12 protein-coding genes are annotated in these 13,724 nt (G+C 51.3%); 9 read left to right on the top strand and 3 right to left on the bottom strand.

The features are described from left to right. Positions 1–26 precede the first annotated feature (26 nt). Genes EYA77_RS08555 through EYA77_RS08540 form a run of 4 tightly spaced genes read left to right on the top strand, consistent with a single transcriptional unit; the run spans position 27 to position 4,874 of the window. Entirely contained in the window at positions 27–2,195 is a 2,169-nt protein-coding gene (locus EYA77_RS08555; RefSeq protein WP_167816452.1) for an ATP-dependent DNA helicase, read from the top strand. 2 nt (positions 2,196–2,197) lie between these two features. Next, positions 2,198–2,692 (top strand): KEOPS complex subunit Cgi121, encoded by a 495-nt coding sequence (gene cgi121 / locus EYA77_RS08550; RefSeq protein WP_167816451.1) that lies wholly within the window; start codon positions 2,198–2,200, stop codon positions 2,690–2,692. A gap of 51 nt (positions 2,693–2,743) precedes the next feature. Continuing rightward, positions 2,744–3,790, top strand: a complete 1,047-nt coding sequence (locus EYA77_RS08545; protein ID WP_167816450.1) for a hypothetical protein — start codon at positions 2,744–2,746, stop codon at positions 3,788–3,790. Between the two features lie 43 nt (positions 3,791–3,833). Then, positions 3,834–4,874 (top strand): hypothetical protein, encoded by a 1,041-nt coding sequence (locus EYA77_RS08540; RefSeq protein ID WP_167816449.1) that lies wholly within the window; start codon positions 3,834–3,836, stop codon positions 4,872–4,874. Here the strand turns inward: EYA77_RS08540 and EYA77_RS08535 are convergent. The 3 genes from EYA77_RS08535 to EYA77_RS08525 all read right to left on the bottom strand — a co-directional run bounded on the left by EYA77_RS08535 (position 4,850) and on the right by EYA77_RS08525 (position 6,916). Then, positions 4,850–5,419 carry a GNAT family N-acetyltransferase gene (locus EYA77_RS08535; protein ID WP_167816448.1) on the bottom strand — a complete coding sequence of 190 codons (570 nt, stop codon included), beginning with the start codon at positions 5,417–5,419 and terminating at the stop codon, positions 4,850–4,852. The genes EYA77_RS08540 and EYA77_RS08535 overlap by 25 nt on opposite strands. Continuing rightward, positions 5,406–5,894, bottom strand: a complete 489-nt coding sequence (locus tag EYA77_RS08530) for a molybdenum cofactor biosynthesis protein B (RefSeq protein ID WP_042698953.1) — start codon at positions 5,892–5,894, stop codon at positions 5,406–5,408. Before EYA77_RS08530 ends, EYA77_RS08535 begins: the two co-directional genes overlap by 14 nt. Positions 5,895–6,706: 812 nt before the next feature. Continuing rightward, positions 6,707–6,916, bottom strand: a complete 210-nt coding sequence (locus tag EYA77_RS08525) for a hypothetical protein (protein WP_167816447.1) — start codon at positions 6,914–6,916, stop codon at positions 6,707–6,709. A 154-nt stretch (positions 6,917–7,070) separates the two neighbouring features. Between EYA77_RS08525 and EYA77_RS08520 the strand changes: the two genes are divergently transcribed. From EYA77_RS08520 to EYA77_RS08500, 5 genes are all read left to right on the top strand, one after another. Continuing rightward, positions 7,071–8,348, top strand: coding sequence for an ORC1-type DNA replication protein (locus tag EYA77_RS08520; protein WP_042698960.1), 1,278 nt, complete (start codon positions 7,071–7,073; stop codon positions 8,346–8,348). A gap of 2 nt (positions 8,349–8,350) precedes the next feature. Next, the gene (locus EYA77_RS08515) at positions 8,351–8,842 is read left to right on the top strand and encodes an Lrp/AsnC family transcriptional regulator (protein ID WP_042698961.1); all 492 of its coding nucleotides are present in this window, start codon (positions 8,351–8,353) and stop codon (positions 8,840–8,842) included. Between the two features lie 12 nt (positions 8,843–8,854). Beyond that, positions 8,855–10,018, top strand: coding sequence for an aminotransferase class I/II-fold pyridoxal phosphate-dependent enzyme (locus tag EYA77_RS08510; protein WP_167816446.1), 1,164 nt, complete (start codon positions 8,855–8,857; stop codon positions 10,016–10,018). 57 nt (positions 10,019–10,075) lie between these two features. Then, positions 10,076–11,491 (top strand): DNA-directed DNA polymerase II small subunit, encoded by a 1,416-nt coding sequence (locus EYA77_RS08505; protein WP_167816445.1) that lies wholly within the window; start codon positions 10,076–10,078, stop codon positions 11,489–11,491. A 110-nt stretch (positions 11,492–11,601) separates the two neighbouring features. Continuing rightward, the gene (locus tag EYA77_RS08500) at positions 11,602–13,686 is read left to right on the top strand and encodes a sodium-translocating pyrophosphatase (protein ID WP_167816444.1); all 2,085 of its coding nucleotides are present in this window, start codon (positions 11,602–11,604) and stop codon (positions 13,684–13,686) included. Positions 13,687–13,724 lie beyond the last annotated feature (38 nt).

Raw genomic sequence — 13,724 nt, 5'->3', positions numbered from 1 at the left:
GGTCTTGATACATCCGGGCGCGTTTCATGAAAATACACGAAATGCCGATCCCAAATCACCTGCGCGAGGCGTATTTGAAAAATGGGATCGAGGAGCTGTATCCTCCCCAGGCTGAGTGTGTAACTGCGGGTTTATTCGACCGGAAAAATATATTGGCCGCCATTCCGACGGCTTCCGGAAAAACACTCATCGCCGAGATGGCGATGCAGAAGGAGATTTCCGAGGGAGGAAAGTGTCTCTATATTGTTCCCCTGAAAGCCCTTGCTTCGGAAAAATACGAAGACTTCAGCGGCAAATCCGTGAAGGTGGGGATCGCGACCGGCGACCCGGACCAGCGCGACGAGTACCTCGGACGGTACGACATCATCGTGGCAACATCCGAGAAGACCGATTCACTCATCAGAAACAAAGCCGGGTGGCTGAAAAGCATCTCTCTTCTCGTCGTTGACGAAATACACCTGATCGGCGACGATTCCCGCGGCGGGACCCTTGAGATGGTGATCGCGCAGCTGAGGTTCCAGAACCCGAATATGCAGATCATCGGTCTGTCCGCCACGATGGGCAACCCCGAAAGCCTTGCAAAATGGCTGGATGCCGCCCTCATCACGAGCGAGTGGCGGCCGGTCGATCTCCGGGAAGGGGTCTACTATAACGGAGCGATCCATTTCCACGGAACGGAACGTCTGCTCGAAACGCCGAAAAAGGACGACGACCTGAATCTCCTTCTGGATACGGTAAACGAGGGCGGGCAGTGTCTCGTGTTCGTCTCTTCCAGGCGTTCGGCCGAGGCATACGCAAAACGGGCGGCCGTAACGCTGAAAAAAACCTCGGTCGCACTCGACGAACTCGCAAAACGGATCGCCAAAGCCGACACGACCGCGTCCGGAAAAAATCTCGCCCTCGCGGTAAAATCCGGAGCAGCGTTCCATCACGCAGGTCTCCCGCGTGAAGCGAGAGGGGCTGTCGAGGAAGGATTTCGAAACGGGGATATCCTCTGCATATCATCGACCCCGACGCTTGCCGCCGGACTGAACCTGCCTGCACGGCGGGTGATCATCCGGGATTATCAGCGGTATGAGCGGGGAACCGGCATGAACCCGATCCCGGTCCTCGAGTACCGTCAGATGGCAGGACGTGCCGGCAGACCAAGACTCGATCCGTACGGCGAGGCGGTCCTCATCGCCAAAGAACAGCGTGACGTGGACCGGCTGTTCGAAGAGTTCATCGATGCGCCGGCAGAAGACATCACCTCCCAGTGCCAGAAAGAGAACGAACTCAGAAGCCATCTCCTCGCACTCATCACCTCGGGATTTGCACAGACCGCGGACGAAGTCAGGGGATTCATGGAAAAATCCTTCTATGCAAGCCAGAAGTCCGTTCACCGGCGTCTCGACAAAAACATCGAGAAGACGCTTGCCTATCTGGAAAAGTCCGGGATGATCGAAAAAGAGGGAGACGGGATCCACGGAACCCTCTTTGGAGCGCTGACGTCCCGGCTCTATCTCGACCCCGAGTCGGCCATGATGATCAAAGACGGCCTTGCAGCGAAAAACTTCACGGCGTTTGGGATGCTGCACCTTCTCTGCATGACGCCGGATATGTTCAGATTTTATCTCAAAGCTTCGGACGAAAAGTTCGTGGATAAGATCCTCAAGGAAAGAAGCGATGAACTCCTGCTCGAAGACATCTCCGAGGAGTTTTTTGCAGCGATCAAGACGGCTCTCGTTGCCGAGGAGTGGATCTCCGAGATCAGCGAAGACTCCATCTGCGAACGGTTCGGGGTAGGAGCCGGCGATATTCACGCGGTGGTTGAAAACCTCAGATGGCTCATGCATGCGGCGGGCAGGATCTGTCATGAGTTCGCCTCCTGCTGTGATAGTGAGATGCAGGATCTTGAACTCAGAGTGAACCACGGCGTGAAAGAGGAGCTCCTCCCCCTGATCTCCCTCAAAGGCATCGGACGCGTCAGAGCCCGCAGACTTTTCGACCGGGGGATCACGAACCCGGAGGGGCTCATGGCCGCAGAAGAACATGAGGTCGTCTCGATCCTGGGCGCAACGATCGCACAAAAAGTTCTCGAACAGGCCGGCCGCAGATCCGCAAAGAAGAGCCGGCCGGATCGTGAAGAGGAGGAGAGAGAGGATGTGCCGACCGAGAAAAAACCGCAGGCTACCCTTTTCGATTTTGGAGAATGAACATGACGATGGAAATTTTTTCAGGAAAACTGGATGTTGAGGATGTCAGCGGCACGCTGAAAACGATAAACAGGATCGGGAAAGACACAGGGTCAACGATCGTTCTCTTCGACGCAGCAAAGATCGCCGGAAAACCCCATATAGAATCGGCTGTCATGCATGCGAAGAGGTCTTTTGCCGAAGGAAAAAATATTGCCCGGACCCTTTCGATGGAGATTTTGGTGTATGCTTCGGGCCAGAGACAGTGTTCTCTTGCACCGAGATTTGGTCTGCAGGCAGGTGAAAACCAGGTCTATGTCCTGATCCTCGACGGCGAAACACAAAGGGCAAAAGATGAGATCAGAAAACTCGTCTGTGAGACCGAAGAAGTTTCGGCGGCGAACGAGACGCTGAAAAAGGAGTTCGACATCACCGATGAGGAGCTTGAGGTCGTAGGACCGGACCGGATCGATGAACTTGTTCTGGAACGGATCGCGATGATTGATGCATGGAGATGACCGTCAAAACGATACAATTAAAGCAGAATACGGTGTATTTCCATACAACCGATGAAAACACCGCGTATACTCCTTTTTTCTCTTCTCATTCTTCTGCTGCTTGCGGCAGGCATCGGTCTGGCCGCTGATCAGATCGCGTATCCGTCGATCCCGGTGAATCAGTCCGACACCTCGACGACCGCTGTTCATCTGGATTTTCCGTTCATGGAGGGCCGGGTCACAGGTGACATCATGCTTGATCTTGCTCCCTACAACGGCGCAAAATCAGCGGGGGCCAAATCGATGCCGCTGTTTGGCTGTTCGCCGGAGAGATATTACTCGGTGATCGCCTATGACCCGGCGCAGGATCAGATGTATGCAGAGCTTCTCGGGTTTTTTGACGCCTATTCAGAAGATCATTCGCTGACAGGCGATGAGTACATAGAACTGCTGACGACCTATGTCCAGAACATCCCCTACAAAACATCCGGCAGAGAGATAAAATTCCCGATCGAGACGGTGATCGAGGAGTGGGGAGACTGTGATGACAAGAGTATTCTTCTTGCAGGTCTTCTGGACAAAAAAGGGTATGACGCCGGCGTGTTTCTTTTCAAGAAAGACAATCATATGGCTGCCGGAGTCAAAGGAGGGTATCAGACCGACTATGAGAACAGCGGATACAGTCTGATCGAAACGACGAGATATGCCTACATCGGGGAGGTCCCGGAGCTTCTGCATGAAAAATCCGATCACGGGAATTACGCATTTTACCGGATCGGTGATGGAACGGATGTCTATACGGCCTCCTGGCAGATCCAGACGATCCTTGATGTGCGGGATACGGCATATGCTGCTCTGGATCTTCTGTATCAGGCGCTGAACGGTCTTGGCAGGACGATCGGGAGTGAGAAGACGATGCTCGATGACCCGGAGAATGCATCGAATACGACGCTGAGATCCGCATATGATCTTCATCTGGATGAGTATAATGAGGGGATAGAGGCCGGGAACAGGATACGTTCGGTGCTGCATATGATCAACTCCGAGCCCTACAACCGGGAAAACGTGTATCAGACGATCGTTTCGGGGCGGCTGATCCAGTCCCGTGACGGCTGGTGAGAGAGATCGGAACGGATTTTTTGCAACGATTCGCATTCAGCAGATGAAGATACTCAAAAAACTCCTGGCGGCGGTACTTATCTTTGGTATGATAATCTCATCGGCCGTGAGCGTGGGGGCGATGCCGACGGTCTATCCTTCGATAACTGCAGATCCCGGCGATACATCAACACAGGTCGTTGAAATCGATTTTCCTTTCAAAGGTGAGACGGTCAGCGCAGAGATCACCCTGGGCCTTGCCCCGTATTACGGAGCAAAACATGAGGGATCCAAATCGACGCCGCTGTTTGGCTGTTCGCCGGAGAAGTATTACGCGGCGATCGCGCAGGATCCGGCGCAGGATGAGATGTATGCAAAGCTTCTCGGATTTTTTACCTGGTATGCAGAGAGTCACGGGCTGACAGGCGATGAGTATGTCGAGCTGCTGACGACCTATGTCCAGAACATTCCCTATAAAACGGTCGGAGCTGAGGTCAACTTCCCGATCGAGACGGTGATCGAGGATCAGGGAGACTGTGATGACAAGAGTATCCTTCTTGCAGGCCTTCTGGCGAGATCCGGATATGCGGCAGGCGTCGTGGTTTTGAGCGAAGAAAACCATATGACAGCTGCGGTCAAAACGAAGGAAGGGGAGAGCGGGAGGAGTAAAAATCAGATCAGCGAGTATATTCTGATCGAAACGACCAGGTTTGCCTATATCGGTGAGGATTCCGCTCTGATCAGAAACAGAAACAAAAACAGGACACGCGTGAGAGAGGAGGGGGTGATCCTTGTCGGAGGAGGAGCTGCCGCTTATTCGGCGTCCTGGCAGATCGACACGATCCTGGAGGAGCGCGGCCAGATCGTTTCTGCAATCGAGGCGCTGGGTCAGGAGATGAGGATTCTGCAAAATGAGATAGCAGATCAGAAAACACTCCTTGGTCAGTCATATGATCAGGAGTTGTATGAAGAGTATGAGAAAAATCTCACCAGCTATTACGAGTGTACGGCGACCTGTTATGCATATATAGACACTCTGAGTGTGATCAACACCGGATCTTTCAGCCGCGAAGAGACGTATCAGATGGTCATTTCCATGATGTAGTCGTCCATGACATAGCCTTCGCCGATGTCTGTGACAATGTCTTGAACTTGTACAAATCCGAGATGTTCGTAGACGGCGAGTGAGGAGTGATTGCCTTTGTTCACCGTCAGCCGGATCTTTTCAAGATCTTCTTCGCGGCAGATCTTTTTCAAAGCTGCGAGGGTCTTTGAGGTGAAATGTCTGCCTCGGTACGATTTTTCCACATAGATCTTTGAAAGAAAGAGGGATTTTTCCACCGGCTCTGAAAGGACTGCGGTGTATCCGGCCGATATCCCGCCGGACTGCATGAGATAATATCGGTATCCCTGTCGGATCTGAGCAGTGACGGCAGAAACTGACTGGAATTTTTCGATCATGTAAGCGACCTGCGCTGCGCCGATGAGGGGGGTGTAGTGTTCGGTCCAGATGATCTCTGCAAGTTCTGCGGTTTTTTTGATCTGCTCCGGTGTCCGGACAGGTTCGAGGAGAAACGGCAGTGAAGGGGAGGGAGAGGAGGAGGAAGGGGAAGGGGGGGTGAGGGGAGAGGAGGGATCACTGGTTTGCATGGGTCAGGATGTGGGTGATTTCAGGAATGATGATCTCTTCTGTTGCGAGTTTGACGGCTTTGGGAGAGCCGGGAATGCAGAAGATTACGCGGCCTTTGTTGATGCCGGCTGCGGCACGGGAAAGGATGACAGCGTTTCCAACCTGGGCATAGCTTTTCTGACGGAAGAGTTCACCGAATCCGTCCATGGTTTTTATGAAGAGGGGGGAGACCGCTTCGATGGTGCAGTCATCATGGGTAAGACCTGTGCCGCCGTTCACGACGATGCAGTTGGCCTGATCCAGGGCAGAGAGAACTGCGGATCTGATGTCTGAGATGTCGTCTTTGACGATGACTGCAGAAACGATAGGAATGCCGGCCTGTTCAAATGCTTCAGTGATGATCTTTCCGGAGAGATCGGTTTTTTCTGTGCGGGTGGTTGAAACGGTGATGACGGCCGTCTTTATCGAAACAGTTTCCCGGTGTTCTCTTGACATAAGAGAAGTGTATGAGTTCAAAGATAATAGGTTGTTCTCCTGTTTTGAATCGGAAAAGGGCAGCAGAGGGAGCAGATAAGTAACAAAGGAGGGGAGGGAGATGAGCAGGAGATGAGGATTAAAGCGAGGATTTTTGAGGGGGAGGGGTTGGAGGGGGATATGAAAAGGAGCAGCAGAGGGTGAAAAAAGAGTGCGGGTTGAATCAATAATCAGTGTTGAAAAGCGGAGGTTGGTGAGTTGGGTAATGAAGGATATCGATGAAATTTTTTTCTGTTTATCAAATATTTGCAAAAGAAGTCCCCCACCCCTTTATTGCGAGTGGAAAAATTATTTTTGAATCACTGAAAAAATGTTTTTCATTTTATGTATTTTTGAAATCATAATTAATTAGACTTTTGATTATATAAACGTTTTCTTTTTTTACATCAAAAATAAAAACAAAATAAAAACAAAAAAAACGATGAAACAGCAGCCAAAAAATATTTTTTCAAAGAAAAAAAATTACAAAAATACGGACAAAAGCAAATGATATATATACAGGAACCAAAATTTTTTGTTTTCTGGATAGATTATATATAAAGCATTCGAATAAACTCCATTTCTTACCTGCATTTCTTTTGCATTTCTTTTGCATTCTCCAAAAAGTTTTCCACTCGCAATAAAGGGGTGGGTCCCTTAAATCGCTTACAATCATTTCAAATCAGCAAACGCTCCATCAAACACCTGGTTATCACCATCTAACAATCAATCACCATTTCTCCCCTCAACTTTTAACTCCCCCTAACTCTAACTCCCGCTTCAACCCCTCCAATTTACCCCCTCTTCTGTCTTCTTCCTCCTCCTCCCCAATTTACCCCATTTTCTGTCCCCCTGTCCTCTCCCCAATTTACCCCATATTCTGTCTTCTTCCTCCTCTCCTCCCTCCAATTTACCCCATATTCTGTCTTCTTCCTCTTCTCCTCCCTCCAATTTACCCCATATTCTGTCCTCCTGTCCTCTCTTCCCCTCAATTTATCCCACACCTTCCCCTCCCCTCTTACATCAGTTCACTATCATCCATCCGTCTTATCTCCCCTCAGAGATTCCCTTCACAGATCCCCCCACTTATTTCCACTCGCAGTAGTGGTACATTATCAGGAAAAAAAACCATATAAGATATCCAAGGAAAAATTTACAATGGAAAGCGAACCCTACAAGTCGACAGGTCTCTTTAAAAGATATATCAATCCTAATAAAATTTTTCAAAATCGTGAGGTCCTGCGACACAGTTACAGTCCAAAGGAACTCCCGCACAGAATGGATCAGATCGATTCGATCGCTGAGATCCTCGCTCCCGCTCTTCAGGGTGCGACTCCTTCCAACATCCTCATCTACGGAAAAACCGGGACCGGCAAGACAGCCACGGTCAAATTTGTCGGAGCCGAGCTGGAAAACGAGAGCTCGGAGTTTTCCCCGTGCAGACTTGTCCATCTCAACTGTGAAACCATCGATACCCAGTACCGCGTTCTTGCCCAGATCGCAAACCATGTCAGCGGTCATGATCTGAAAGCAAGCGACCGGGTCAAAAACATCATCCCTGCCACCGGATGGCACACCGATCAGGTGTATTCGGAACTCAAAAACGTCCTTGAACAGGCCGGTGGTCTCCAGATCATCGTCTTGGACGAGATCGACAAACTGGTCAAAAAAAGCGGAGACGACACACTCTATAATCTGACGCGCATAAACAGCGACCTGTTTTCATCGCGTGTATGTATCATCGGCATCTCAAACGATCTCACCTTCAAAGACTTTCTCGATCCGCGTGTGCTTTCCTCCCTCTCGGAAGAAGAGATGGTTTTCCCTCCGTACAATGCCGATCAGCTCAGGGACATCCTGCATCAGCGTGCCGAGATGGCGTTTTTCCCGGACGTCGTTTCCGATGAAGTGATCGGTCTCTGCGCAGCACGCGCAGCCCAGGAACACGGCGACGCACGCCGCGCTCTTGATCTCTTACGCGTCTCCGGCGAACTTGCCGAACGCGAAGGAGCCGAACGCGTCATGGTAAAACATGTCAACGGCGCCCAGGAAAATATCGAGACCGATACAATGAGTGAGTGCGTCAAAACTCTCCCCGCACAAAGCAAGATAGTATTGTGTTCGATGCTTCTCATGGCGGCCTCCGGTCAGAAAGTTTTCACCAGCGGCTCGGTCATCAACGTCTACCGCGAAGTCGCCGCGGAACTTGACACTGAAGCATTGAGTCACCGCCGTGTCTCGGATCTGATAAACGAGCTCAATATGCTTGGAATCATCACCACCCGCGTTGTTTCTCACGGCCGCCACGGCAGAACGACGGAAATTTATTTTAAGAGTCCGACCAATGACATACGTACTGTGATCATGAATGATTCACGGTTTCAGGAATGCGGCATTCTGCATCCTCTGGTAAAAAATCATGAAAAAGGTGAGTAAAAATGGATGAAAAGGACACCCTAATCCTAAAGGAACTCCGGAAAAACAGCAGGATCCCTGTAAGCGATCTTGCCGTTATGCTGGAAGTATCCGAGAGCGATGTGACAAAAAGGATCGCCAGCCTTTGTCAGGCAGGTATTCTTCGCCGGTGTACGGCAGTCATCGACTACTCGGCATTAGGTGTCGATGATGTTTCCGTTATACTCTCCCTTAAGGTAACACCGGAAAAAGGCCTGGGATACGACGGTATCGCAGAAAAACTCGCCAGATTCCCCCAGGTAGAGAGCATCCGGCTCCTTACCGGAAGCTACGATTTCCAGGTGACCATCACCGGCCAGTCTATGGCGGAGATCTCCCGGTTCGTCGCCGAGCAGATCGCATCCATCGACGGCGTCAGGGAAACCATGACCCAGATCGTGATGCGGACGTATAAGGAACAGGGCGTGGAAATGGCCCGGCCCGGAAACCGGGACAGACAGCTGATCACGTTCTAAATCGGGTCAATCATGCGAAATTTTGTATCAAAAGTAGCTGCCGAGATCCCGCCTTCAGGTATCAGAAAGTTCTTCGACCTCGTCCTCACGATGGATAACGATCAGGTTATCAGTCTGGGCGTCGGGGAACCGGATTTCGATACCCCCTGGAACGTATCAAAAGCTGCCATCACGTCCATAGAGAAAGGGCTGACCATGTACACCTCGAACCGCGGTCTGCCTGATCTCTGTTCAGCTCTTTCCAAAGATCTGGAAAAAAGGTATCATACCCCATACTCGCCAAACGAGATCATCGTAACGACCGGCGTGTCGGAAGGTTTCGATGTCGCCGTACGCGCTGTGGTCGATCCCGGAGATGAGGTCATCGTTGTCGATCCGTGTTTTGTCTCATACAAATCCGAAGTGATCATGGCGGGAGGAAAACCCGTCTCTCTTCCCTGCGATGCGAAGGATCAGTTCAAAGTCACGCCTGACGCGCTGATGGAGAAGATCACGCAAAACAGTAAAACGCTGATCATCAACTTCCCAAACAATCCGACCGGCGGGGTTATGGGGAGAGATGATCTGAAAGCAATCGCTGATATCATCATCGATCATGATCTTCTGCTGATATCGGATGAGGTCTATTCGGAACTGACCTATGAGGGTTCTCATGTATCGGCAGCGTCGATCGACGGGCTGTGGGAAAGAACGATTACCCTGAACGGATTTTCCAAGGCATATGCGATGACCGGATGGCGGCTTGGCTATCTTTGCGCGCCAAAAGAGATCTGCGATGCCGCACTCAAGATCCATCAGTATGTGATGATGTCGGCGCCGACGGCTTCTCAGTTTGCTGCGATCGAAGCACTGAAAAACGCCGAGGATTCAAAGAACGAGATGGTCGCCGAGTACAGGATCAGAAGGAACCTGTTCGTGAAAGGTCTCAATGATGTCGGTCTTCCCTGTCATATCCCGAAAGGAGCGTTTTATGCGTTTCCGTCCATCGAAGGCACCGGTCTTTCCGATGAGGAGTTTGCCGAACGCCTCTTAAAAGAGCAGCAGGTAGCCGTTGTTCCGGGCAGCGCATTTGGTGAAAGCGGCGTTGGTCACATCCGTACGTGTTATGCGGTGGGCCGTGCAAAACTTACCGAGGCCGTGCGCAGGATCGGGGTCTTTGTCGAGTCGCTTTCGTGAACTATAATAACCCCTTCATTTCGAGTGGAAAGTTAATTTAACCTGAACCATTTTTTTATGGATAAACGTGAGATCGTCGCTAGGTTTGCCGATGCCGGATTTCTGGTACATCACCAGGTCGTGAACTATATCAGCGAATGCGGCGGAACCGGGGTCATCGAAGGGATCCTTGCCTCTCTTCCAAACGGTGTGACTGTCGTTACGCCAAAGGAAGTTCCGGCTATGACCCCTCTTCGGACCGACCGTCTGGATGTCGGCGTCAGCAGAACGCCCGAGATCCTTTGCGGGCGGGAGGGGAGTTCGGTCCCTCTCGCGGATCCAGAATCGTCTTACGCGATGTTTCGCGACCGGTACGATGCATTGGCCGGGATGCTGCGCGGAAGGGTGAATCCGATCCCGATCGAAGCTCTTGTGAGAACAGGCAACCGGTTCACTGATCAGGAGATCGGTCTTGCAGGCATGGTGACCACGATCTCAACCAGCGCGAAAGGTCACCGGGTCGTTGAGGTGGAGGATCCGACCGGATCGATCAAGGTGCTTTTCAACAAAAACCGTGACGGGTTTGCCGAGGCCGAATCGATCATCCCTGACGAGGTCATCGGCGTGAAAGGTCAGCTGGCGCGCGACAGTATGGGCAGGACCCAGATGGTCTTTTCCGACACGCTGTTTCGGCCGGAGATCCCGCTGACGAATACGATATCCCCGTCGAAAGAAAAAGGAAAAGCTGTGTTCATCTCTGATATCCATGTCGGCAGCAATACGTTTCTGCCAAAAGCTTGGGAAAAGTTCTCGGAATGGATGCATGAACGCAAAGACATCGGCTATCTGCTGATCGCCGGCGATGTGGTGGACGGGATCGGTATTTATCCGGATCAGGACAAGGAGCTGGAGATCAAGACCATCTATGAACAGTATGATCATGTCGGCGACCTTATGGCGGCACTGCCTGACAGGCTGAAGATCGTGATCTCGCCGGGCAATCACGATGCGGTGAGAGGAGCCGAGCCCCAGCCTGCTCTGCCGGAAGAGTTTCGCAGAAATTTTCCGGAGAACGTCACCTTTGTTGAAAATCCGGCAGTCGTCAATATCCAGTCGGTCAGCGTCCTTATGTATCACGGGCGAAGTATCGATGATCTGATCAAGTTCATTCCCGGCGCTTCATACACAAAACCCGGAGAGATCATGCAGGCAATGCTCAAGCGCCGGCATCTCGGCCCGATCTACGGACAAAGAACGCCGCTTCTTTCCACGGACAAAGATGCTCTTGTTATTCGCGATGTGCCCGATATCATCCACACCGGCCATATCCATATCAGCGATGTCATCTCGTACCGCGGGGTCCTTGGCATAAATGCCGGAACATGGCAGTCGCAGACTTCTTTCCAGAAACTGATGAACATCACCCCGACGCCGGCGGAGGCAGTAGTTGTGGATCTTTTCACGCTTGCCTATGAAAAATTCTGCTTTCTTTAACTGATTTCGCTTTTCTCTTTGGGATATTGTAAAAGGATTAGTATTATTAGCTCCTCCGCCCATTAACATAAGGAGAAACCATTCCCATTTCACGGAGGTTTTCTATACCTATGGATTTGATCTATCTCGCTCCAATATGTGCCGTTTTAGGCCTTCTCTTTGCCCTCTACTCCTTCTCTATCGTGAAGAAAGAGCCGGCTGGCGATGAGAAGATGCAGAAGATCGCTGCCGCCATTCACCTTGGCGCAATGGTCTTTCTGAATCGTCAGTATCGTGCAATCGGAGCTTTTGTCGTCGTTATTGCAGTCATTCTCGCTATCCTCATCTCCCCGTGGGCCGCACTCTGTTATGTTATCGGTGCAGGACTCTCGGCAGCTGCCGGATATATCGGAATGCACAGCGCAACAAAAGCAAACGTAAGAACAACCAATGCAGCAAAACGCGGAATCGCGGACGCAGTAAAAGTATCCTTTGCAAGCGGTTCGGTCATGGGTATGTCCGTGGTCGGCCTTGGACTCCTTGGTCTTTCCATCGTGTTCATCATCCTTGTAACGATCAACGGCGGATTTGCCAGCGTTGTCGGTGTCAACACTGTTGTGTCGATCCTTGCATCGTTTGGTTTCGGTGCCTCTTCCGTTGCTCTCTTCGCCCGTGTCGGCGGCGGTATCTTTACCAAAGCAGCCGATGTCGGAGCCGACCTTGTCGGTAAAGTCGAAGCAGGCATCCCTGAAGATGATCCGAGAAACCCGGCAGTCATCGCAGACAATGTCGGTGACAATGTCGGTGATGTCGCCGGTATGGGTGCCGATCTTTTCGAGTCCTATGTCGGTTCGATCATCGCATCCATGGCTCTTGGTGTTGCAGGCGCAGCATTTGCGTCCCAGCTCTTTGGCGAAACCATCGCCCCGTTAAACCTTATTCTCCTTCCGATGCTCATTGCAGCATTCGGTATCATCGCAGCCGCAGTTGGAACGCTCTTCGTTCGCACAAAGAAGAACGAAAGCTCCGCGATCCACAAAGCATTCAATACCGGTCTTATTGTCGCAATCATCATCTCCATCATCTCGACCTACAGTATAACGAGTATCCTCTTATACGGTCAGTTCGGTATGGGATTCATGTTTGCCGCCCCTCTTGGTATGGGTATCTGGTTTGCAACCATCGCAGGTCTTATTGCAGGTTTCATGATCGGTCTTATCACGGAGTACTACACTTCGTTCGATTACAAGCCGACCTTAGGCATTGCAAAATCCTGTCAGACAGGTGCGGCCACTGATATCATCAGCGGATTTGCAAAAGGTATGGAGTCGACCGTCTGGCCGGTTCTTATCATCTCAGTTGCCATCTTCATTGCCTACCAGTTTGCCGGCATGTACGGTATCGGTATCGCTGCCGTTGGTATGCTGTCCACCCTTGGTATCTCCCTTGCAGTCGATGCATACGGTCCGGTCGCGGACAATGCAGGCGGTATCGCCGAGATGTCCCATCAGGATCACTCTGTTCGTGATATCACCGACACGCTTGATGCAGTCGGCAACACGACAGCAGCAATCGGAAAAGGATTTGCTATCGGCTCAGCCGCTCTTACCGGTCTTGCGCTTTTCAGCGCCTACGCACTCGCCGTCGGCATTGAGACGATCGATATTCTGAACACCAGAGTGTTCATCGGTATCCTCCTTGGAGGCATGCTTCCGTTCCTCTTCTCTGCCCTCACTATGACCGCAGTCGGCGATGCAGCTCAGCAGATCGTTGTTGAAGTACGCCGTCAGTTCAAAGAGATCAAAGGCCTGATGGAAGGAACTGCGGACCCTGACTACACGTCAGCCGTCTCGATCGCCACGAAAGCAGCAATCAAAAAGATGATGCTTCCGGGTCTTCTCGCAATCGCTGCGCCTCTCGCCGTTGGATTTATCCTCGGTCCGCTGGCTCTCGGCGGTCTTTTAGTCGGATCACTTGTCTGCGGATTCCTTCTTGCAGTTACGATGGCAAATGCAGGCGGAGCATGGGACAATGCAAAGAAGTATATCGAACTCGGTAACTTCGGCGGCAAAGGTTCAAACGCTCACAAAGCAGCTGTCGTCGGTGACACCGTCGGTGACCCGTTCAAAGACACGTCCGGACCTTCGATCAACATTCTGATCAAACTTATGTCGATGATCTCACTGGTATTCGTACCGGTCCTTCTTCTTCTGTAAGTCTGGATCAGAAAATCATTCTTTTTTTAAAGCGTATT

Source organism: Methanocorpusculum sp. GPch4 (assembly GCF_012062385.1).
In the GTDB taxonomy this organism is placed as follows: Archaea; Halobacteriota; Methanomicrobia; order Methanomicrobiales; family Methanocorpusculaceae; genus Methanocorpusculum; species Methanocorpusculum parvum.
The sequence above is the reverse complement of the archived record's forward strand: the minus strand, read 5'-3'. Positions and strand labels throughout refer to the sequence as shown.

What these genes read in the sequence shown, in the direction of transcription:
- EYA77_RS08555 (WP_167816452.1), top strand. Translation starts at nt 27, where the DNA reads ATGAAAATACACGAAATGCCGATCCCAAATCACCTGCGCGAGGCGTAT.
- cgi121 (WP_167816451.1), top strand. Translation starts at nt 2,198, where the DNA reads ATGACGATGGAAATTTTTTCAGGAAAACTGGATGTTGAGGATGTCAGC.
- EYA77_RS08545 (WP_167816450.1), top strand. Translation starts at nt 2,744, where the DNA reads ATGAAAACACCGCGTATACTCCTTTTTTCTCTTCTCATTCTTCTGCTG.
- EYA77_RS08540 (WP_167816449.1), top strand. Translation starts at nt 3,834, where the DNA reads ATGAAGATACTCAAAAAACTCCTGGCGGCGGTACTTATCTTTGGTATG.
- EYA77_RS08535 (WP_167816448.1), bottom strand. Translation starts at nt 5,419, where the DNA reads ATGCAAACCAGTGATCCCTCCTCTCCCCTCACCCCCCCTTCCCCTTCC.
- EYA77_RS08530 (WP_042698953.1), bottom strand. Translation starts at nt 5,894, where the DNA reads ATGTCAAGAGAACACCGGGAAACTGTTTCGATAAAGACGGCCGTCATC.
- EYA77_RS08520 (WP_042698960.1), top strand. Translation starts at nt 7,071, where the DNA reads ATGGAAAGCGAACCCTACAAGTCGACAGGTCTCTTTAAAAGATATATC.
- EYA77_RS08515 (WP_042698961.1), top strand. Translation starts at nt 8,351, where the DNA reads ATGGATGAAAAGGACACCCTAATCCTAAAGGAACTCCGGAAAAACAGC.
- EYA77_RS08510 (WP_167816446.1), top strand. Translation starts at nt 8,855, where the DNA reads ATGCGAAATTTTGTATCAAAAGTAGCTGCCGAGATCCCGCCTTCAGGT.
- EYA77_RS08505 (WP_167816445.1), top strand. Translation starts at nt 10,076, where the DNA reads ATGGATAAACGTGAGATCGTCGCTAGGTTTGCCGATGCCGGATTTCTG.
- EYA77_RS08500 (WP_167816444.1), top strand. Translation starts at nt 11,602, where the DNA reads ATGGATTTGATCTATCTCGCTCCAATATGTGCCGTTTTAGGCCTTCTC.